Below are 22,622 nucleotides of genomic sequence, written 5' to 3'. Positions count from 1 at the left end.
TACGAATGCTGTGGCAAGCTTTGAAAGGCTTGATTAAAATCGCCCTGATTTGTTTGGTAGCCTTTATGGTTGTCATGTATTTCAACTTAGATGTGGGGACAAATCCGCAAAAGGCCGATGTTATTATTGTTCCTGAAGGACAAATTTTGCGGGGCATGAAGGCGGTCAAGTTGCTAAATCAAGACTATGCTCGTAGTCATAAAATTATTGTCTCTCCTCTGAATCGAGCTTCGGGCACCTTGAAACAAACCTATCATGATATTGGTGCCAGCCAGGATAGTATTGTGGCGGAGCCCAATGCTACTAGTACCTGGACCAATGCGACTCAGACGATTAAATTGATGAAAGAACAAGGCTGGAAATCGGCCATCGTTGTAACTTCAGATTTCCATACCCGTCGAACTAAGCTAGCCTTTGACCGAGCCGCTCAAGGAACCGACATGACCTTCACCATTGTTTCAGCTTATGCTGACCATGAGGGTCAAGAAGTTAAGTATTACCAAGATGGTGAGAATTTGAAACTTTCTGTCCAAGAAATTTTTAAATTGGTGGGTTATTATTTGTATTTATATGAGTGGGTAGATATATAAGAAGGAGATTAACATGATACATATTGGCCCCATCCAAAAACAACAGCAGGCGGATCACGCTCGCGTCTGGGCACCTGTCAAGATTGGCTTAGATAGTGAACATGAATTTTTTTTTCAGGTTGATTCAGCCTATTTCGATGCTTTAACCGATCAGCGTTCCGATGGTTTCGTGGTTTCCTTACTGCCCTTAGCCTTGGCTAGGGGAGAGGATATTCATTTTGAAACACCGATGTCGCAGCAATTGTATTTTCAAATGAAGCATTTTTTGATTCCGACTTTAGTGAAGAAGGGCTTTGGCAAAGCTTTCTCACTTAATGGACCTAGTAGCTCGGACCAGCTAAATTCACAAAATGGCGCGGGGACAGGGTTTTCAGCTGGGGTTGATTCCTTATATACTTTCCTAGCGAATCGTCAACATGCTGAAGATCGCTTTCGTTTAACCCATCTGACCTTATTCAATGTGGGGTCCCATGGCGATTATGGAGGGGAAGAAGCCTACCAAATGTTTAAGGATCGAAGTCAACTGTCGATCAAATTTGCTGAAGAAGAGGGTTATCCACTCATATTATTACATTCGAATATTAGTGAAATTCTGCAAATGCCTTTTATAGCCAGTCATACTTTTCGCACCATTGGGGCGGTATTGACCTTACAGAATTTATTTTCAGTATATTACTTTTCTTCAGGGTATCCAGCCGTGCTCGATTTTAATACGGGGGATACGGCAAGCTTTGATTTGTGGAGTTTACCACTCTTATCGACGGAAAGTACTCAAGTATATTCTTTTGATGGTTATTCAGCACGGCAAGATAAATTAAAGCAGATTGCTGATTCAAGCATTGCTCAGAAATACTTAAACGTTTGTCAGGTCTCTGATGTAAATTGTGGCCAGTGTGAGAAATGTCGGCGCACTCAATTAGGACTCTATGCCTTAAAGCATTTGGATGATTATCAGCAGGTGTTTGATGTTGCTCGTTTCAAGAAGCATCTTAACCGTGAATTGGGCTTTCTCTTGTTTATGAGGCAACAAAAGGGGAGTGCTCGTCCCTATAATGAAATCTATCAGAGTTTAAAGGACAATGGTCTACCCATTCCGCTCTCAGCCTATGGTCATCAACTGGTCTATTATTTCAAACACCTATTCAGAAATAACGAATGGGCCAAAAGTTTCTATTTTAAATATCTGAAAAAATAAAAAAGCTAAGCCAAGGCTTAACTTATATGGATGATTAATGTTGAACTTTATTAGAATCAAATGGATAAAAATGATTATCTAAAGATTCTTTATGAATTAAGCGAACAGGTTGACTGACAACAATAGTATGATCAGGAATATCATCAACGACAACAGCATTGGCCCCAATTCTTACATTGTTACCGACGGTCACATTCCCGATTATTTTGGCTCCAGCTCCGATATAACAGTTGTCGCCGATGCTAGGTGCCCCGTAATGCTTGGAGTCCGCCAGGGTATTGGAACCAATGGTTACTTGCTGGAAGATAACGGCATTCTTACCGATGCTTGCCCCCGAAGAAATATGAACGCCAGTAATGCCATGGGGGAAAGTGGGTCGATTGGCAAACTTGGCGGCTGAAGCAATTGAACTCCCGGAGAAAAACAGAAAAAAACTAATAATTTTACTATAGAATAAAATGAGATACGGATTCCTGGTACGACTTCTTGCTTCAATTAAAGACCAAAGCAACTTCATTCTCTCCACTCTTTTCTAATTAATGGTTTGGTAAATGTAGTTTAGCAAATTTCGATAACGAAATAAACAGAAGTATTGGAGGATATTATGGCACAGAGAAATTACCAATGGATGATTCTTATCAGTATCATAGCAGCTTTGGCTGGCGGATTTACTGGTTATTATTATCAGCATCAACCAGCTCCAGAAAAATTAGCTCTTTCTTTGGGCATTGCCGATATTGGGTCGGCCAATACTGATTTTATTGGTCAGTTTCCCATGAGTCAACATCATATGAATCGGCGGACCCTCTTCGATCAATTAAAGCCGTCGACGGGTCAAACCATTTTTCTTGGAGATGAGATTATTGAAGAAGCTGAATGGCGAGATCTCCTTGGCCAGTCAGATATTTTGAATCGCGGGATTGATTTAGATACGGTTGCTGGCGTTAAAGATCGTTTGCCCCAATTATTAGATCAGCAACCTCAGCAAATTATTCTAAGTATCGGTCGGCAAGATATCCTCCAGAATTCTGATTATTTCCAACGCGATTTTGAAGAAATCCTGGCGCTGATCAAAGAAGACAGTCCGCAAACTAAATTAATTGTCATGGATTTAATTCCTTTAAGTCAGTCATATGCTAATAGTGACAAGCTGAATCCGGTCATTGAACAATTCAATAAGCAATTAAGCGATCTGCAAAAAGAATATGCTTTTGAACTGGTAGCGATTGGAGCTGAGTTAACCGATTCGGAAGGTTTCTTAGCTGAGGAATATTCAGCCGATGGTTGGCAGTTGAATGGTCAAGCCTATCAGAAAATTGTCCAAGCCTTGAAACCATTGCTTAAGGGAGGAGAATAAGGATGAAACAACATCATCTCATTAAATGGATTCTATTTCCGCTGATAAGTTTTGTTATCGCATTTGGATTAATCTACTTTGTCAAAGGGCAAGGATTATTCAATCAATCGGTAGCTTCAACCGATCAAGCTGAGGAATTAGTCAGTGAATTTCAAGCCCGTGAGAATTATCTCAATCGGGAAAGCTCCTTTGTTTATGATTCGATTAGCCAAGATAATATTATCTTTATTGGCGATAGTTTGATTCAACGTAGCGAATGGGCCGAATTATTAAGCAATCCTAAGATTATGAACTTTGGTATCAATGGCGATACTATCGCAGGAGTTTATCGGCGGATGAACGAGATTCTTGAAAGACACCCCCAAGCGATCTTTATGCTAGTGGGGGTTAATGATCTCTATCTCAATCAATTCTCCGAAAGTGAACTGGTTAATCAATATCGGCAGACTGTCCAACGAATCCGCCAGCAATCCCCTGATAGTCAATTCTATGCCCTAAGTCTGCTACCAGTCAATCAAAGTAAATTTGCTCATCCGGTAGATAACCAAAAAGTTGTGAGTTTCAATGGAGAGATTCAGCCCATTGTTGAATCATTGGGAGGTACATTTATTAATGTCCATCCTAAACTCTTGAATCAAGCGGGCGAATTGGATGAGAAATATACCTATGATGGGATTCACTTAAATGCTGATGGCTATACCATCTTAGCCCAAACAATACTCGATCAGATCCAGTAAGATGATTTGAAGTTAAACAAACGAGTGAATGCGATCGAATTATCAAGCCCTACTACTAAATTTAGCTGAAAAAGGACCTGCCATATTTCCCCAAAGGGTAATCTAGCAGGTCCTTTTGTGATGTCTTTTTATCTTACAAACGCCAGAAATTATAACCAGCTTGGACAAATTTTTCTTTATCAAGCACACTTTTAACATCAATAATGATGCGTTCTTTTGGTTCTAATTCTGGATTAAACAAAGAGGTAATTTGTTCGAAATCTAGCTCAGTAAATTCTTTGTGGCCAACAGTAAAGACAAGAGCATCGGCATCTTTAATGGCTTCAAGGGGACTCAGTTGTAAGTGATACTCTCTTTGAGTTTCTTCTGGATTAGCCCAAGGATCGACGACGACAGGTTGAATATGGAATTCTTCGAGACGATGGATAATATCAATCACTTTAGAATTTCGGGTATCAGGGGTATGTTCTTTAAAGGTCATGCCTAAGATGACTACTTTAGCTTCTAAAGGTTTTTTACCTGATTGAATTAACTTCTCGACGATTTTATTGGCAATAAATTCGCCCATACTGTCATTTATTTGCCGACCATTCGCAATAATCTGACTGTGATAGCCTAGATTTTCAGCTTCATAAACAAAGTAATAAGGGTCAACACCGATACAGTGTCCACCGACTAGACCGGGTGTAAAGCCCAAGGCATTCCATTTGGTATTCATCGCTTCAAGGACATCTTTTGAATCGATGCCCATTTTATCAAAAGCTAAGGCTAATTCATTCATAAAGGCGATATTGATATCGCGTTGGGAATTCTCAACCACTTTGGCGGCTTCGGCCACCTTGATTGAAGGCGCGCGGTGAACTCCAGCTTTAACAACAATTTCATAGACTTTGGCAATATCTTCTAGGTATTCAGGGAGAGAGGAGGAGACAATCTTAGTAATGGTTTCCAAGGTATGAACCTTATCCCCTGGATTAATCCGTTCTGGCGAATAACCTACCACAAAGTCAACGCCATGTTTTAAACCAGAACATTCCTCTAAGAGGGGGATACAAATATCTTCAGTAACGCCGGGGTAGACGGTTGATTCGTAGACGACAATCGATCCTTTACTTAAGTTCTCTCCTAAAGTTCGGGTAGCCCCGGTGATTGGAGTTAAATCCGGCGTTTTGTCTTGGTTAATCGGGGTAGGCACTGCGACAATATGGAAGCTGGCTTCTTTAAGGCGGCTAGGATCCGCGGTAAACATTAAGGAACTGTTTTGGATGGCTTGGTCGCCCACTTCTTGGGTAGGGTCAATTCCTTGTTGGTAAAGTTGAATCTTATGTTCATTATTATCGAAGCCAATGGTGGGAACGTGTTTGGCGAAAGCCACTGCAATTGGCATACCCACATAGCCAAGTCCAATGACCGCTAATTTGGCCTGACCTTGGGTTAATTGTTCATATATATTCATCATAATTCCTCGCTTCATTTATAGATTTATCTGAAGTGAGCCCATTATAGCACAGATCTAGCTTTAATGACTCAATAATGTCAATCTCAGTTAATTCTTCATAAATAAGTCTAATATCTACACAAATTCTGTCCTTGGATTATAATAGGATGAGAAGGGGGTCAAGGGAAAGAGAATTTATCAAAGTTTTAGAGGATAGAAAGGAAGAGATGGATGAAACTATTAGCAATTGTGGGTAATAACGCCGATGTTTCGACGAATCGGACCTTATTACAATATATGGCCCAGCATTTCGCCGAGCAAGCAGAAATCAATTTGGCCGAGATCAAAGACATTCCAGCCTTTAATGAGCCAGCAGACCGTCAAGCTCCCCCAGAAATTATAGAATTATCTCAAAAAATTCAGGAAGCAGACGGTGTGATTATTTCTACTCCAGAATATGACCATTCCATACCCGCTGCCTTAAAATCAGTGATTGAGTGGCTCTCTTATACTACCCGCTCCTTAATCGATAAACCGGTGATGATTACCGGCGCTTCATTAGGTGCCTTGGGATCGTCACGGGCACAAGCTCATTTACGTCAAATATTAGATGCTCCGGAAGTCAAGGCCAGGATTATGCCCAGTGCCGAATTCTTATTAGGACATTCAAAACAAGCTTTCGATGAGCAAGGGCAGTTGATTGATCAAGAAAAACGGCAAGAATTGGAGGATAATTTCAATGAATTTCTCTTATTCGTGCGTCTAACCAATCAATTACTCAGTCAGATTCGATCTAAGCATTCAGTGGATACTGAATTCCCCTATGAGTTGGACTAAGGAGGATTAGCATGAAATTATTAGCCATCGTAGGCACCAATGCCGAACATTCTTATAACCGGAAATTATTAAAATTTATGCAAGGGCATTTCGAAGAAGAAGCTGACATTGACATTCTTGAAATTAAAGATGTCCCTTTGTTTAATGCCAGTCAAGACCAAACCGATTCCCCTATCATCCAATCCATTCAAGCTAATATTAATCAAGCGGATGGTGTCATTATTGCCACGCCTGAACATAACCATTCGATTCCGTCGGCCTTAAAGAGTTTAATTGAATGGTTGTCCTATCAAATTCATCCCTTAGATGGTAAACCTGTTATGATTGTGGGCGCTTCTTATGATGTTCAAGGATCTTCCAGAGCCCAATTACACTTACGGCAAATTTTGGATGCACCTGGGGTTAATGCCAGTGTGATGCCGGGCAATGAATTCTTATTAGGTCGGGCCCATCAAGCCTTTACCGATCAAGGTCAATTGGCTGATGCCGGCACGATTAAGTTCTTGGAAACCTGCTTTAAGAAATTCTTGCGTTTTGTCGAAGTGGCCAATTTATTGGCCCTACCTGAGGAGATTAGTTTCGAGCCGGGCAATTATCAAGTGACCGCTGTCGGACATAATGGGGACTTGCCAATGACCGTCAGTCTATCTGCAGATCGTATCGAGAAAATTGATATTGATACCCAAGGCGAATCAGAAGGTATCGCTGATGTGGCCTTTAGCCGAATTCCGCAAGCGATCATTGAAGGACAAACCTTAAATGTTGACGTGGTTTCAGGGGCAACGGTTACCAGTCAAGGTGTAGTTGACGGGGTGGCCAAGGCCATCGAGTTAGCCGGGGCCGATCCTGAGATAATGCGTAAAAGACCAAAATCTTATCGCAAAGCTAGCAATCCGCCACAAGAAATGGAGACCGACGTGGTTGTTATTGGTGCTGGTGGCGCCGGACTCAGTGCAGCTGCTAGTGTCTTACAAGCTGGTAAACAAGTCATTGTTGTCGAGAAATTCCCCGCTGTTGGCGGCAACACCATTCGTACCGGAGGTCCGATGAATGCGGCCGATCCAGAGTGGCAGAAGAATTTTGCTGATTTACCAGGAGAGGCCCACCGTCTAGCTGAAGTATTAGAGATAGATCTCAATGAGATTGATAAAGAATATCAAGCGGACTTTACAGCTTTAAAAGAAGAAATTCAAACCTATTTAGCGCATAAAAAAGCTGGCCAAGACTATTTATTCGACTCCGCCTTATGGCACCGAATTCAAACCTACCTGGGTGGTAAGCGTCAAGATTTGCAAGGGAATCGAATCTATGGCAATTATGATTTGGTGAAAGTCTTGACTGATCGAGCGCTTGACTCGGTCAAGTGGTTGAGTGAGATTGGCGTAGAGTTCGATATGGAACATGTAGAAATGCCAGTGGGGGCGCTCTGGCGTCGAGGCCACAAACCGCTGAAGAATCAGGGCTATGCATTTGTAGCAGCCTTGAAAGACTTTGTTCAAAGTCATGGTGGCAAGATTATCACGGATACTGCTGTCCAAGAATTATTAGTAGAAAACAATCAAGTCATCGGCGTCAAGGCAACTGCTACTGATCAAAGTCAGTTAATCATTCGAGCAAAAGCAGTTATTATTGCTTCGGGTGGTTTTGGAGCCAATACGAAGATGCTGAAAGAATATAATACATATTGGCCTGAAATTGATGATGATATAAAGACATCCAATTCACCAGCGATTACCGGTGACGGCATTCGTCTAGGGCAAAGTGTGGGAGCAGATTTAGTCGGAATGGGCTTTTCTCAAATGATGCCCGTCTCCGATCCTAATGATGGTAGTCTCTTCTCTGGCTTACAAGTTCCACCAGCCAATTTCCTAATGGTCAATCAATCTGGACGTCGTTTTGTGAATGAATATGCGGGTCGGGATACTCTCACCCTAGCCGCTATGGAAAACGGAGGCCTATTCTATCTGATTGGTGACCAAGAGATTGCCAAAACAGCTTACAATACGAATCAAGAGAAATTAGACCGGCAAGTTGAAGAGGGGACTTTATATCGTGCCGATAGTCTGGAAGAATTAGCTCAACAAATTGGTATGGATCCTCAAGTCTTGACACAGACGGTTAAGACCTATAATTCTTATGTCGATGCAGGATCTGACCCCGATTTCGGCAAGGATGTCTTTGATTTGAAAGTCGAGCACGCTCCATATTATGCCACGCCAAGAAAACCTGCTGTCCATCACACCATGGGAGGCTTACGCATTGATCCACAAACCCATGTTTTGCAAGCAGATGGTCAAGTCATTCCAGGCTTGTATGCTGCCGGTGAGGTTGCTGGTGGGATTCATGCAGGAAATCGTTTAGGCGGAAATTCCTTAACCGATATCTTTACCTTTGGTCGCATCGCTGGCCAAATGGCGGTGGAAGAACATGTCTCTAATGATAAATAATTATAAATAGATTTAATGAGTGTTCAATAAATAATCCACCCAGTCAGACTAGAAACTTAGGCGACGGGGTGGATTTTTATCTTTATGATTATTTTTGCAACTAGCGGAGCTTTTAAGCGACTTTTTCGATAAAGCTTTGAATCTCGTGATTAACGGCCCAAGGGTTGTCATTATTGGCAATGTGGCCCGCAAAAGGAATGATACGGAGTGGAATATGTTCCAAAACATTCCAAATTAGCGAATAGTACATCATAATTCCGAAGCAGTCAAATTGACCTAATAGTAGCAGTGTCGGATGTTGGCGTTTAATATCCCGATTTTCATTGATAATCGCTTGATAGGCTGCTAGACAGATCCGACGTAAATCGGCTGCAGAATAGGGTTGCAACCATTTCATCATGCGCTGATAAGTCATCGGAGTGAAGGCAGCAAATAAGCCGGTAAAGGCGGTGTACCAGGTTTCGGGAATTTGCCAAGGGTTGGTCAGACTGGTCAGACTTGACATGCTGGGTTCAAAGAACTGCATCAGACGCTTATCCGGATAATAACGCCTTCCGTAAGGCGCTGTATCAATGCCGATAAAGGCTTTGACCCGGTCTGGATAGCGGTCAGCAAATTCTTGAGAGAAGAAGCCCCCCAGAGATTGTCCTACTAATATCACTTGATCAATGCCTTCTTTATCAAGAATGCCCTGCATAATCTCAGCGCTAGCTCTTAAGGTAAAGCCCGTACATTCTTTAGAAAGTCCATGGAGGGGTAAATCCCAGGTAATAATATTATAGTCCTTGGCAAAATATTTAATTTGTGGGTCAAAAGTTTCATGATTAATTAAGACCCCATGGGTAAAAACTAGAGTGGGACGATTGGCATCGATTTTACTCAGCCAATAATGGATATCGCCTAAATCTGAGTGAAAAATAAGGTGTTCCATGAGACACTCCTTTTCTATCTAATCGCAATTTGTTTTCATCTTAATTCAATAATTATAGCATATTAAGATTAAATAATGATGAGAATCTCTTAAAGTCTTAATGAAAGCCCTTTCTATGATTTTGGTGGCTAATTAGCTAGTTCGACTGCTATAATAAATATATTGAAGATAGAAAGGGAGATGACATGGCATTCGAACCTGTCGCAAAATATTTTAGCCAAGTTAATTTAGATGATCGAATCCAGCGTTTCGCTCGAAATACTGAATCTGTCGAAGAAGCTGCAGAATGGGTTGGAACAGATCTGGGCAGTATTGCTAAGTCCATAATCTTTTATCATGGCGATCGCTTAGTTATGGTAGTTTGTTCCAGTGATGATAAGATTGACTCGGACAAATTCCAACTTCATTTCGGTATACCGGCTGAGATGTTAGAAGATGAGAAAGTTTTCGATCGAGTGGGACACGTTGTCGGCGGAGTCTGCCCATTTAATTTGCCTGATGACGTCGATGTATATCTAGATATGAGTTTACGACGCTATCCTTGGGTTTATCCGGCGGCGGGCAGCCGAGATACCGTTATTCGCTTGAGTCCTGAAGAATTATTTACCCATAGTGGCGCTAAATCCTGGAAATACCTAGCCGTCGGCAGTGATCACTATGGTCGGAACGATTTACATTTTAGTCAAATCAAGGACTATGCCGATGATTTAATAGATTGATAGGCAGCCCAGTATTGATCAGCCCAATTCAAGACCTAACAGAAAACCTTATTATAAATTGTTTTAAAAGTTTTTTCACGTTATAGTGTCTTTAACAAAGAGTTAAAATTGGTGTTTAATGCAGGATAGCATAAAAGCAATATTTACTATTCCGCTTCAAGGCCTAACAAAAAATCTCATTAGATATTGTGTTAAAAGTTTTTGCCTTTCCTGTGTCTTGATCAAAGATTTAGATGATTGTTTAATAAAGGACAGCTTTCAACAAAATATAGTAGCCAAAAACAAAGATCGAATCCGCAGTACCCGCAAGAATGAAGAAGATCCACGTAGCTTATCAGCTCTTGCAATAAGTTGCTTAGAGCTGGTCTAGTGGATCTAGTCTGGAAAAGCGTGAGCTTTGAAGGACGGTCTCTTGCTAGTACACGGATTCGATTGTTTTGTTTTTGGGATGTAAAATTTTAGTTACTGCAAAAGTTAAACTTAAATCACAAATTAATCTACTTTTACAATCGCAATATCTTCAATAAATGGACAGCGTTCTACCAAAGCATCTACCGCTTCGGCATCTATCGGTGTGTCTAATTCTAACAGGGTAATGGCAGGACCATTAATCTTAGCACGGTGATTCGCCATTAAAGAAATATTTGAATTTTGTTCTACGATAAATTGAGTCAATTTGGCAATCACGCCGATACGGTCTTGGTGTTTAATGACCAAGGTAAATTTTTCTCCTGAGAAATGCATCTTATGATCATTCAGCGATTGAATTTCAATCTTACCTCCACCAATGGACGAACCAATAATTTGGACTTGTTTGTTAGGACCAAAAAGATGAATGCGTACTGTATTGGGATGATAATGGCCTAGATTTTTTTCGATGAAATTATATTTTAGGCCTCTTTCTTCGGCAAGTTCTTTTGCCCGGCCAATATTAGGGTCCTTGGTATTGCAGCCTAGAATACCGGCAATTAAGGCTAAGTCTGTTCCATGTCCTTGATAGGTCTTAGCGAAAGAGTCCATTAAAGTAAAAACAACCTCTTCAGGTTCTTCACCTAAGAGTTGGCGCGCCACATTGGCAATCCGTACCGCTCCTGCAGTATGCGAAGATGAAGGACCGACCATGACTGGGCCAATAATTTCATAGGCTGAATGGTATTCAGCAATATCAAAAGCTGAAGCAGAACCAAAAATTCTCTCTTTAATCTCTTTTCCGGTTGGTGTGCCGGCTAAGCCGCCGATGCCGGTTTCTCTTAAAGAAGCAGGAAGTTCATTACCAATCGCATCCATAGCATCTATGACTTCATCAGGTGGAATAATGGATACCACTCCGGCTAAGGCCATATCGGCTGCGGCCATGGCCGTTAAAGCGTGGAGTCCATTTCTAGTAATACATGGAACTTCTACGAGACCCGCGACAGGATCACAAACCAGACCTAAGGAGTTCTTAAGGGCCAAACCAACTGCATTTGCAGCTTGACTTGGATTTCCTCCGTGTAATTCAACTAAAGCACCCGCAGCCATGGCGGTGGCAGAGCCAATCTCTGCTTGGCAACCCCCTTGAGCTCCAGAAATCGAAGCGCGGTTGGCAATAACTAAGCCCAGTGCTGAAGCGGTAAACATGACTTTAATAATTTGGTCTCGGCTAAATTCTCCCGAATCAAGGGCATGAACCAAGACAGCGGGCAGAATCCCTGCTGATCCCGCCGTTGGCGTGGCTACAATCCGGCCCATGGATGCATTGACTTCATTCACGGCCATGGCATTAGCGACTACCTGTAAAGAAACAGGATTGACAATTGAAGCTTGTTCTTGAATATAACGGGATAATTTATAACCATCACCACCAGCAATGCCGGTGCGGGTCATGGTAACTTCTTCGGTCCCTTTGCGGACGGATTCAATCATTACCTGAAGTTGTTGATCCATGGTGGCTAGTATTTCTTCTTCGGGAATGCCTTCAGCCTCAACTTCGGTATCCAACATCACTTGATAAATCGGTTGTTGGCGTTGTGAACACAATTGAATCAGTTCATTTAAACTGGTAAAAGACATGATCTGCCTCCTTATATGATTCTTGATTTGCGGATTATAGCTGTATCTTATCACTGAAAGCGAATAAAAAGAAGTGACTTTCAACGAATTAATCAACTTCTCATCTTGTGCTAAGATACACATTAATATGTTAGGGAATATATGTTTTGAAGATTCCTTCCTTCTCATTATAATAAAGTTATAGTAAATGATGAAAGAGTCATTTATTAGTCGTTAGTTTTTTGTCATGACAAGAACATGTTGGAACGAGAGAGATTGGTAAAGAAAAGGAGAGAAAAATCATGGTCAATAGATTTGTATATGGTACTTACCCGAATGCAGATGCAGCCGATAAGGCAATTAATGAACTAATCAACCGTGGTGTAGATCCTAGTGCTATCCATTTAGCCGCCAACCCTGATGTTTTAGACCGTTTAGATACTAATATTAACGTCATTGATTCCACAGAACTTGCCCATGGGGCTCAGGAAGATAAACGTTCTTGGTTTGACAAATTATTTGGTATTGATCAACCTGAGGCAGCTGAGGAAGAAATTGACTATACTGCTTATCAAGATTCCTTTGACCGAGAAGAAATACTTGTCTTGGTAGATAGTCACTATGAAGCAGATGCCTATCGAATGGGTGAGGCCGGTGTCGATGGGATGAATTTCAAAGAGCCTCTCGATCAAAGAGCTGATGTGACTGCAATCGATGGCAATCCTCATTATCGTGAGAAAGATTTTGCTAGTCATGACGAACTTTCTAAACGAGACCAAGATGACATCGCTTATAGTAATAAAGATGTCGATACTGAAACAATTCGCCTACATGAGGAACGATTAAGACCTAGAACGGTCGAACATGATGCCGGTGAAGTAAAGATTAGTAAAGAAGTGGTTGAAGAAACCCAAACAGTAGAAGTTCCTATCCGTCGCGAAGAAGTTCATATTACGCGGACCAATCATCCAACCGATGTTGATGCGGATGCAGACCACCAATTTACTGAAGAAACGATAGTAGTTCCGGTATCAGAAGAAGAAGTTGTAGTAGATAAAGATGTTGTTGTGACCGATGAATTGAATGTTGATCGGGTACAAAAGACGGATTATGAGACAGTTTCCGATACCACTCGCCGTGAAGAAATCAATGTTGATGGTGATGTGGATATTGAAGATGAAGACCGATTAAATTTGTAACATTCCCCTAGTTTATCGATAGTCAACATAAATTGAATGAATAACCTATCCTGGCTGACCTAGAACAATAAAAGTTATCAAGCACCGAATAGTTACCCAAGAGCTTCATGATGATTCATACATATTCTTATCTAACCTTTAAAGCTAATGATGAGTGTCAATGAATCAAATCATGAAATGAAATCCTTAGCGAACAGCTTCTAATTCAGGTAATTATTCGGTGTCTTTTTGTTGATTTAGAAGGTTGAAATAATGTTAAATCTACCCCCGATATTTAGTTTTCGAAATATTTCCACTTTTAAGAACAATGTGCTAAACTAAACAAGGAAAGTGGCTAGGTTTTATTCACTTAGCTTTATTATTTTTTAGGGGGAATTAGTGTGAAAGTAGTTGTAATTGGTTGTACCCATGCGGGGACTTCTGCGGTAAAAACTGTATTAAATGAACATCCAGAGGCCCAAGTAACAGTCTATGAACGTAATGATAATATCTCATTCTTATCTTGTGGGATTGCTCTGTATGTTGGCGGGGTTGTTAAGGATCCACAAGGATTATTCTATTCTAACCCAGCTGAACTGGCAGAATTGGGAGCAACTGTTAATATGGAACATGATGTGACTGAAGCTGACTTAAAGGGCAAGACTTTAAAAGTCAAAAACTTAAAGACCGGCGAAGAATTTGAAGATCAATTCGATAAATTAATCTTAACGACCGGATCTTGGCCAATTATTCCACCATTAGATGGCTTAGACTTAGAAAATGTCCAATTATGTAAGAACTATAATCAAGCTAAGGAAATCTTTGCCAAGAAAACGGACGCTCAAAAAGTTGTCATTGTTGGTGGCGGTTATATCGGTATTGAATTGGTTGAAGCCTTTAACCTTGAGGGTAAAGAAGTGACCCTAGTGGATGGCTTAGACCGAATTCTGAATAAATACCTAGATCCCGAATTTACAGATATTTTAGAAAATGATTTACGTGACCGTGGTGTGAATGTTCGCTTAAATGAAATGGTTCAACGTTTCGAAGGTAGCAATGGTAAAGTTGAGAAAGTTGTGACCAGTGGCGGAGAGTATGAAGCAGACTTAGTTATCTTATGTGTTGGCTTCCGTCCAAACAATGATCTCGTGAAAGACCAATTAGAAACCATGCCAAACGGAGCCATCATTGTAGACGATTATATGAAGACTAGTGTTCCAGATGTCTTCGCGGCTGGAGATAGCTGTGCGGTGAATTACAATCCAAATAATGGTCATGCCTACATTCCTTTAGCAACCAATGCTGTGCGGATGGGAACTTTAGCTGGTAAAAATATTGACGGCGATAAAGTTAAATATCGTGGAACTCAATCAACGTCTGGTTTACATCTATTCGGTTGGAATATTGGTTCTACCGGTGTCAATGAAGGATCTGCCAAAGTCTTTGGTTTAGATGTTCGGACCGTTTATGTCGAAGACTTCTACCGTCCAGAATTTATGCCAACGAATGAGAAACTATATATGAAATTAGTTTATGAAGTAGGTAGCCAACGAATTGTCGGTGGCCAAGTCATGTCTAAATATGACTGTACTGCCTCTGCCAATACTTTATCTTTAGCCATCCAAAACAAGATGACCATCGAAGATTTAGCTTATGTTGACTTCTTCTTCCAACCAGTCTTTGACCGTCCATGGAACTATCTTAACATTCTGGCTCAAGCCGCTGTGGAACAAGAACGCAAATTAGCTGAATAAGTCCATTCATCATAACTTACTAGACTAGGTTAAGCTCAGGGGAATTCATTATGAATGAATCCAGGGCTAACCTAGTTTTTTCGGTTAAAAAACGAACATTTATAAAAATATTTTATCTATCATTAGGATAATCACAGGCTAAAAATAAAATTAAGCTATAATAAGGATGAAGTGATGAATGGAGGATCAATATGGAAGAAAATAAAACAATGAGTCATCAATCTTTGTTGTACGCGAATGAAGACCGTCCCCCTTTAGCCGTCTCGCTTATTTTAGCTTTTCAACATATCTTAGCGGCCTTTGCAGGTATTATCGCGGTGCCCTTAGTCGTATGTACGGCTTTAAATTTCTCAGTCCAAGAAACAGCCTTTATGGTAAGTGCAACCATCTTTGCCTCAGGCTTAACGACCATGATTCAGTCGCGTGGCTTGGGTCCAATTGGCTCACGACTTTCAGGAATGATGGGAACGGATTTTACTTTTGTGAATCCTTCGATTAATGTCGGAGCTAAGTTTGGTGTTGCCGGGATTATAACTGCCACGATGACTGGGGCTTTTGTCGAAATTATTTTAAGTCGATTTATCAAACCCCTGCGTAAATATTTCCCGCCGCTCATTACCGGGACCGTTGTCTCCTTAATTGGAATTACCTTACTTCCAGTCAGTGTGGATTGGGCTGCCGGCTCAGTGGGCTCAGCTGATTATGGCTCTCTAAAGAATTTAGGGGTAGCCTTTGCTATTATGGTCTTTACACTAGCCTTAAATTATTATGGTAAGGGAATGTGGAAGACGGCCTCGGTCTTTGTTGGAATGGTCGTAGGTTATCTACTATGTATTCCGTTAGGGATGGTCGATTTACAATCGGTGGCTAATGCAGGTTGGATTGCCTTGCCTAATATTTTGCGTTATGGTTGGCATTTTGATTGGGCGTCGACCTTATCTTTTGTGCCTGCCTATTTGGTTTCCACTATTGGAACGATGGGAATCATGATGGCTATTGGAGAGGCTTCCAAGGTTGAAGTTTCCAGTGAGCGTGCCGCAGCCGGCGTCTTGTGTGACGGCGTGGGTTCCTTTATTTCTGGTTTATTCGGTGCCGGTCCTAATACAGCTTTCTCACAAAATGTGGGTCTCATTACCTTAACCAAGGTAGCCAGTCGTCATGTTATGGCCCTGGCCGGATTTATTCTCGCCCTCCTCGGTGTCTTTCCTAAACTTTCGGCCTTAATTGCGGTGATGCCTTCGCCTGTCTTAGGGGGTGTCGGTGTGATTATGTTTGGTCTGGTCGCGGCCCAAGGGATTAAAACCTTGGCCAGCATAGAACTGGGTGATCGAGAACTGCTCATTATCTCTGTCTCATTTGCGCTGGGAATCGGGGTAACAGTTAAACCTGAAATTCTGGCTCAATTGCCTAATGCCTTGAAGATGATTTTATCTTCAGGTATCTCTACTGGAACCATCGCGGCCTTAATCTTAAACATAGTACTTAAAGAAAAACACCAATAAGTATAATAATAAAAAAAAGACGGATATGCTACAACAAGTCTGAAAGAGTCATCTTTCGCGTTTGTTGAGCCATACCGTCTTTTTTATATCAATGTCATTAGCTAGTTCAAGCTAGATTTTTAGGGTTAAGGATAAATTAAGTCCAGAATGAATTCTTTCAGCAGACGATTGACGGCCATCGGGTTGTCCATATTTGCATTGTGACCGGCATCGACCACCATCTTTAATGGAATACCTTCTTCTTGGTGCCATTGGCGGGTGTATTGACTAATCTTTCCCAGATCATCATGTTCGCCTAAGATGAGTAGAGTCGGATGCTGACGTTGAATATTATGATTCTCTTTCAATAGGGTCTTAAAAGCGATATCAGTGGTGGCCAGAATCTCGTGGTCTTGATAATTTTCTAACATGGCTAGCATCTTCTTATGAGCTTGATGGGAATAAGTAGCAGAAAGAGCGATACTCTGCCTTAAGTCCTGGGGATTCAAAAAAGAACTCATCCAACCGGTATTTTTTAACCACCATTGATCGATCGAGTTATAATACTGCAAACCAAGCGGACCAATACCGATACCAGCAAGTCCAAATACTTTTTGCGGGAATCGCTCAGCAAAAATTTGGGCGCAGAAGCCACCGAGTGATTGGGCAATGAGGATGACTTGGGAAATATTTTCTTGCTGCAAAATTTGATCCATCATCTCAGCCATTTCCACATAGGAGAAATCAGTATATCCTTTATTGACCCCATGCAAGGGCAGATCCCAGGTCAAGATCGACCAACCTTTGAAATAATCATACTGTTCCTGGAACATGGTGTGGTTGCATAATAAACCATGGGTAAAAAATAGAGTTGGGTGATGATCTTTTCCAGGTTGACGCCAGTAGCGAATCGGTTCTTGGTTAAAGATTAAAGTTTTTTCTTGCATCGGTCAATCTCCTCATAGAATTTTAATCATAGTCTGAGTATACCATAATTGACCTAAAATTTAGCAGAAAGTTGTCCAATTGTCCCTCAACATCTTGACATAAAATTATCCTATGATAACCTATAATCACAATATGTAGTGTTGAAATTATAAAATACCACTACATGTAGGAGGTTATTGCATGGAAAGTCTTCAAAATCAACGATATATAGTGGATGATTTCGCGAGCATGCCAGATATCAAAACACTATTAGAAAAAGCCTTGCCCAATTTACAAGCAGGAATTGAACATCTCTTAGCCCAAGACAAATCAGTCGTCAATGAAAATGCGAACAAGGATAGTCGGGTCTTCAATACGCAACGAGATTTGATGGCGGGTGTGCTCGCAAAGTCGATCGGTTTAGCCCTATTACCCGAAGCGGTAGCTCAAGCCCACCAAGCTGGTGATTTGCATATTCATGATTTAGACTATCAACCTTATGCACCGATGACGAATTGTAGTTTGATTGATTTCAAGACGATGTTTGAGCAAGGTTTCACCATCGGTAACGCTCAAGTAGAACCTCCTCGCTCGATTAATACGGCAACTGCTCAGATGGCTCAAATTATCGCCAATGTGGCTTCAAGTCAATATGGCGGGACTACAGCGAATCGAGTAGACGAATTGTTGGCTCCTTATGCTCAAATGAACTATGACAAACATTTAACCAGGGCGCAAAAATGGCTGACTGACCCTGACCAACAAGAAGCCTTTGCTAAAGAAGCTACCCAGAAAGATATTTATGATGCGATGCAAAGTTTGGAATATGAAATCAACACGCTTTATACTTCGCAAGGACAGACACCTTTTACCACCTTAGGGTTTGGCTTAGGGACTTCTTGGATTGAACGAGAGATTCAACGGGCTATCTTGAAGATTCGAATTGAAGGCCTAGGCAAAGAAAAAAGAACAGCCATCTTTCCTAAGTTAGTTTTTACGCTCAAAGAAGGCACTAACTTGCATCCTAAGGATCCCAACTATGATATCAAGTGTTTGGCTTTGGAGTGTGCGACGAAGCGGATGTATCCTGATGTCTTGATGTACGACAAAATTGTTGAATTGACCGGTTCTTTTAAAGCCCCCATGGGTTGTCGATCATTCTTACAGGGTTGGCGGGATGAAGAGGGTCTTGAAGTCAATGAAGGTCGGATGAATTTGGGGGTAGTTACGCTCAATCTTCCTCGCATTGCCTTAGAATCCCAGGGCCATTTGGAACAATTTTGGCAAACTTTGTCAGAACGTTTGACGTTAGCAGAAGAAGCCCTATTATATCGGATTCGCCGTGTTCTACAAGTTCAACCAGAAAATGCGCCAATCATTTATCAATTTGGGGCTTTTGGCCATTATCTGAAGAAAGATGATTCGGTGAAACAACTCTTTGATCACCGAAGGGCGACTGTATCCTTAGGATACATCGGTTTGTATGAAGTGGCTACCGTATTTTATGGGCCTGATTGGGAGAGTAACGCCGAAGCCAAGGCATTTACCCTAGAAATTATGCGCCGACTTAAAGAAAAAGTTGATCAATGGAGTCAACAATATGATTATCATTTTTCAATTTATGGAACTCCTTCAGAGAGTTTGACCGATCGTTTCTGTCGGTTAGACCGTCAACGTTTTGGCGAAGTGGCTCATATTACCGACAAAGGCTATTATACGAATTCTTTCCATTATGATGTGCGTAAGCAACCGACCCCATTTGAGAAGATTTCTTTCGAACAAGCTTATCCATACTATAGCAGTGGTGGCTTCATTCATTACTGTGAGTACCCGAATTTAGAACAGAATCCACGGGCCTTAGAGGCGGTCTGGGATTATGCCTATGACCGCATTGGCTATCTCGGTACTAACACGCCGATTGATTATTGTTATGAATGTGGATTTAAAGGGGATTTCAATCCCACAGAGTTTGGTTTTGAATGTCCGCACTGTCATAATCGTAATCCCGAGACTTGTGATGTGGTCAAACGGACCTGTGGTTATCTAGGCAATCCTCAACTCAGACCGATGGTGAAGGGCCGTCACCGTGAGATTACCGCCCGCAAGAAGCATCTGGGAGTGACAAGCCATGGCCTATAAAGATCCCCAAACCGGGCTGCTATACCCACAACCTCAAGAATGGTTAGCTAAAGACTGGTCGCAAGGCAAGGTGGCTGATTACAAAGCCTACAACTTTGTCGATGGCGAAGGTGTCCGTTGTTCTTTATATGTGGCTGGCTGTCTGTTTGCTTGTCCCTTCTGTTATAATCGGAAAATTCAAAATTTTAATCAAGGAATCCTCTATGATGAAGCTTTGGAAGCGCAGATTTTAGCAGATTTAGCGGCTCCATATTGTCAGGGCTTGACTCTATTAGGCGGGGAACCCATGTTAAATACCGGTATTCTTTTACAACTTTGCCAGAAGTTGCGCCAACGATTTGGTGGAGATAAAGATATCTGGGCTTGGACCGGCTATACTTGGGAAGAGTTGATGAAGGAAAGTCCCGATAAATTGGCTCTCCTCGATTATATTGATGTTCTGGTGGATGGTCGCTATGAACATGGCCTGCGCGACTTGCGTCTACGTTTTCGCGGATCGGCTAACCAGCGAATTATTAATGTCAAAGAAAGTCTCAAACGGAATCAAGTTATCTTATGGCAGGATTCACTTAAGAAGCGTTCTGAATAAAAAGATGACAGAGAGGATATCTTCTTTTTTAAAGAGAGGCCGTTAATTCCCAAAATTATACATTTACTTTTAAATCAGCTAGATCAGCTTTGAATGATTTGATAAGCAACTTAAATTCTTAGGTACTAGTTTAGTCTTATGTGACAAACTAGTGCCTATTTTTTGTCTATCTTTAGCAATGTTTGCTTGAAAAATTAAAGTAAATCTCCCGCAGAGAATTATAGGGAGAAAACGATTAAACTTCTAAATTTATTTTCTGAAAATCATGATGAAAAGATTTTTATTAAATCATCCTTAGTATTTTCCTATCTAATTTTTATGTTTCAATGAAAACATAGTGTTATAATGTTATCATAAAGCGCTTACACCATATTATGGGGAGGAAAAAAGATGAGAAAATTTTTATCACGTTTAGGATTGGTTTTCGCTGCGGGAGTGATGTTAGCTCAGCCAGTGGCTGCCTGTACCGGAGTTTATGTGGGTAAGGATTTAACGGAAGACGGTTCAGTAATCTTTGGACGGACTGAAGACTTAGAACAACATCATAATAAGACATTTATTGTAGTTGAAGCTAAGCAGAATGAAGAAGGCGCCAAATTAGTTGACGAATATACTAAATTCGAATACGAACTACCAGCAGAATCTTATAAATATTTCGCAGTTCCAGATACTACACCTGAATGGGGCTTGTATTATGAAGCTGGCTATAATGAACATGGGGTAGCCATGGATGCAACTACAACCACTTATACTAATGAAGAAGTATTAGCGGTTGACCCACTTGTTGAAAATGGTATTTCAGAAAGTATCATGACCACAATTGTTTTAGGTCAAGCTAAGACAGCTCGTGAAGGAATTGAATTATTAGCTTCAATCGTTGATGAGAAAGGTTCAGCAGAAGGTAATGGTTTAATTATTGCTGACCAAAATGAAACTTGGTATATGGAAATCTTATCAGGTCACCAATATGCAGCGATGAAATTGCCAGATGATATGTATGCAGTCTTCCCTAATTCATTCTTCCTTGAAGGGGTAGATGTGGAAGATACAGACAATGTGATTGCCTCAGCTGATTTGAAAGCTACTGCAGAAGAAGCCGGAACCCTTGTTGAAGAAGATGGAATGATTCGGGTCGCAGACTCATATGCTGCTGAAATTGATCCAGGATCTATTTCTCGTTATTGGTCAGGTGTGAAGACTTTAGATCCAGATGCTGAAGTGAGCATGGATGATACTGAATTCCCATTCTTACATAGCACTGACAAGAAAATCACTTTAGAAGACGTGATGAATCTTCAACGTAACCGTTTAGAAGGTACTGATTATATTCCAGCTGATAATGTTGCTTCAGCAACCGGTGGCGAAATGGAAGAAACTGAAGCTGAAGGCGAAAGCGAAGCAGCCGAAGAAGAAACTGAACCTAGTGAAGCAGAAGAAACAGTTGCTGAAGAAGAATCTGCGGCTGAAGAAGAAACCGAAGCGGAAGAAGCAGCTGAAGAAGAAACTGAAGTTGAAATGCCAGAAAATGCAAAATATCCAATTGGTAACAAAAACACCATGGAAGCTCATATCTTCCAAATTTATGAAGATATGCCAGCTGAAGTGCCAGGAGTGATGTGGTTAGCTATTGGTTCACCAACCGTTTCTCCTTATTTACCATTCTTTGGTAATATCACTGAAACTATCCCAGCTTACCAAGTAGAAAGCAATGAATATGATTCAGAATCATTCTACTGGACTGTAGATAGTATCCTAACAGCAATGCTAGCCGATGAAAGTAATTTGAAAGATGAAATTCGTGAAAAAGTACTAGCGATTGAGAAAGTTGCGATGGATCAATTCGAAGAAGTTCGTCAAGAATTAATTAAGAAATATGGAGAAGATCCAGCAGCCGCTGCTGAATGGATTACTGAACAAACTAAGAAATTCTCTCAAGATGCCTTTGATCAAATCAAAACGATTGAAAGTGACTATGTGACTGAATAATTTCTATTTTAAGAAAATCTATTCGAATGTTATTTGTGGTTTTCTTCGTTGAATTGAATAGCTAATATTCCGAAACCGCCGGTCAAAGAGTTGCTTTGATCGACGGTTTTTGCTTTTAGATTCATTTATTTTTCAATCGGTTTTTGATCAAGCTTCAACATTTTGAAATACAAAGTCAAGAGTTTGTCGATCAACAAGCCCATATTTTAGTCCTTTTGAGAGGGCTTTCATTAAATCGGGAAATCCAAATGTTTTTACAGGCTTGTGAATCTTCGTTACAATGAAA

17 protein-coding genes and 1 pseudogene are annotated in these 22,622 nt (G+C 41.0%); 13 read left to right on the top strand and 5 right to left on the bottom strand.

All coding sequences use genetic code 11. The annotated features are described in order from the left end of the window. Positions 1 to 5: 5 nt before the first annotated feature. Entirely contained in the window at positions 6 to 590 is a 585-nt protein-coding gene (locus tag M0R79_RS07770; RefSeq protein WP_092571284.1) for a YdcF family protein, read from the top strand. Positions 591 to 603: 13 nt separating this feature from the next. Continuing rightward, positions 604 to 1,785 (top strand): hypothetical protein, encoded by a 1,182-nt coding sequence (locus M0R79_RS07765; RefSeq protein ID WP_248417149.1) that lies wholly within the window; start codon positions 604 to 606, stop codon positions 1,783 to 1,785. A 34-nt stretch (positions 1,786 to 1,819) separates the two neighbouring features. Here M0R79_RS07765 and M0R79_RS07760 read toward each other — a convergent pair whose 3' ends face one another. After that, positions 1,820 to 2,302 (bottom strand): serine acetyltransferase, encoded by a 483-nt coding sequence (locus M0R79_RS07760; RefSeq protein ID WP_092571288.1) that lies wholly within the window; start codon positions 2,300 to 2,302, stop codon positions 1,820 to 1,822. Positions 2,303 to 2,389: 87 nt separating this feature from the next. Between M0R79_RS07760 and M0R79_RS07755 the strand changes: the two genes are divergently transcribed. Both M0R79_RS07755 and M0R79_RS07750 read left to right on the top strand, forming a co-directional pair. Then, positions 2,390 to 3,142: a GDSL-type esterase/lipase family protein gene (locus tag M0R79_RS07755; protein WP_092571290.1), complete on the top strand. Its 753-nt coding sequence runs from the start codon at positions 2,390 to 2,392 to the stop codon at positions 3,140 to 3,142. A gap of 2 nt (positions 3,143 to 3,144) precedes the next feature. Next, entirely contained in the window at positions 3,145 to 3,879 is a 735-nt protein-coding gene (locus M0R79_RS07750; RefSeq protein WP_092571292.1) for a GDSL-type esterase/lipase family protein, read from the top strand. A gap of 133 nt (positions 3,880 to 4,012) precedes the next feature. Here M0R79_RS07750 and M0R79_RS07745 read toward each other — a convergent pair whose 3' ends face one another. Continuing rightward, a complete protein-coding gene (locus M0R79_RS07745) occupies positions 4,013 to 5,335 on the bottom strand; it encodes a nucleotide sugar dehydrogenase (protein ID WP_092571294.1) in 1,323 nt (440 codons plus the stop codon). Between the two features lie 213 nt (positions 5,336 to 5,548). Between M0R79_RS07745 and M0R79_RS07740 the strand changes: the two genes are divergently transcribed. Then, on the top strand, positions 5,549 to 6,154 hold the full coding sequence (locus tag M0R79_RS07740; protein ID WP_092571296.1) for an NADPH-dependent FMN reductase: 606 nt from the start codon (positions 5,549 to 5,551) through the stop codon (positions 6,152 to 6,154). A gap of 11 nt (positions 6,155 to 6,165) precedes the next feature. Further along, positions 6,166 to 8,601: a flavocytochrome c gene (locus M0R79_RS07735; RefSeq protein WP_092571298.1), complete on the top strand. Its 2,436-nt coding sequence runs from the start codon at positions 6,166 to 6,168 to the stop codon at positions 8,599 to 8,601. Positions 8,602 to 8,713: 112 nt separating this feature from the next. On the opposite strand, the gene M0R79_RS07730 is transcribed toward M0R79_RS07735, so the two are convergent. Beyond that, entirely contained in the window at positions 8,714 to 9,532 is an 819-nt protein-coding gene (locus M0R79_RS07730) for an alpha/beta fold hydrolase (RefSeq protein ID WP_092571300.1), read from the bottom strand. Positions 9,533 to 9,717: 185 nt separating this feature from the next. On the opposite strand from M0R79_RS07730, the gene M0R79_RS07725 reads away from it, so the two are divergent. Next, on the top strand, positions 9,718 to 10,251 hold the full coding sequence (locus tag M0R79_RS07725) for a YbaK/EbsC family protein (RefSeq protein WP_248417151.1): 534 nt from the start codon (positions 9,718 to 9,720) through the stop codon (positions 10,249 to 10,251). 492 nt (positions 10,252 to 10,743) lie between these two features. Here M0R79_RS07725 and sdaAA read toward each other — a convergent pair whose 3' ends face one another. Then, complete coding sequence (gene sdaAA, locus M0R79_RS07720) at positions 10,744 to 12,303, bottom strand: L-serine ammonia-lyase, iron-sulfur-dependent, subunit alpha (protein WP_248417152.1); 1,560 nt, start codon at positions 12,301 to 12,303, stop codon at positions 10,744 to 10,746. 281 nt (positions 12,304 to 12,584) lie between these two features. Between sdaAA and M0R79_RS07715 the strand changes: the two genes are divergently transcribed. From M0R79_RS07715 to M0R79_RS07705, 3 genes are all read left to right on the top strand, one after another. Further along, positions 12,585 to 13,481 carry a YsnF/AvaK domain-containing protein gene (locus M0R79_RS07715; RefSeq protein WP_092571306.1) on the top strand — a complete coding sequence of 299 codons (897 nt, stop codon included), beginning with the start codon at positions 12,585 to 12,587 and terminating at the stop codon, positions 13,479 to 13,481. Between the two features lie 380 nt (positions 13,482 to 13,861). Then, positions 13,862 to 15,214: an FAD-dependent oxidoreductase gene (locus M0R79_RS07710; protein WP_248417153.1), complete on the top strand. Its 1,353-nt coding sequence runs from the start codon at positions 13,862 to 13,864 to the stop codon at positions 15,212 to 15,214. Between the two features lie 191 nt (positions 15,215 to 15,405). Continuing rightward, positions 15,406 to 16,716, top strand: coding sequence for a nucleobase:cation symporter-2 family protein (locus tag M0R79_RS07705; protein WP_092571311.1), 1,311 nt, complete (start codon positions 15,406 to 15,408; stop codon positions 16,714 to 16,716). A gap of 125 nt (positions 16,717 to 16,841) precedes the next feature. Here the strand turns inward: M0R79_RS07705 and M0R79_RS07700 are convergent, their stop codons facing one another. Then, the gene (locus tag M0R79_RS07700) at positions 16,842 to 17,642 is read right to left on the bottom strand and encodes an alpha/beta fold hydrolase (protein WP_248417154.1); all 801 of its coding nucleotides are present in this window, start codon (positions 17,640 to 17,642) and stop codon (positions 16,842 to 16,844) included. A gap of 193 nt (positions 17,643 to 17,835) precedes the next feature. Between M0R79_RS07700 and nrdD the strand changes: the two are divergent. From nrdD to M0R79_RS07685, 3 genes and pseudogenes are all read left to right on the top strand, one after another. Continuing rightward, a pseudogene (gene nrdD / locus M0R79_RS07695) lies at positions 17,836 to 19,761 on the top strand (anaerobic ribonucleoside-triphosphate reductase); the annotation flags it as partial. Next, complete coding sequence (gene nrdG, locus M0R79_RS07690; protein WP_248415758.1) at positions 19,751 to 20,350, top strand: anaerobic ribonucleoside-triphosphate reductase activating protein; 600 nt, start codon at positions 19,751 to 19,753, stop codon at positions 20,348 to 20,350. The pseudogene nrdD and the gene nrdG, both read left to right, overlap by 11 nt. Positions 20,351 to 20,740: 390 nt before the next feature. Next, on the top strand, positions 20,741 to 22,336 hold the full coding sequence (locus M0R79_RS07685) for a C69 family dipeptidase (protein ID WP_248415759.1): 1,596 nt from the start codon (positions 20,741 to 20,743) through the stop codon (positions 22,334 to 22,336). Positions 22,337 to 22,622: the final 286 nt, after the last annotated feature.

Origin of the sequence: Ignavigranum ruoffiae (assembly GCF_023195815.2) — a bacterium.
Lineage (GTDB): Bacteria > Bacillota > Bacilli > Lactobacillales > Aerococcaceae > Ignavigranum > Ignavigranum ruoffiae.
Note: the sequence above shows the minus strand (reverse complement) of the source record. Positions and strands in the feature narration are given on the sequence as shown.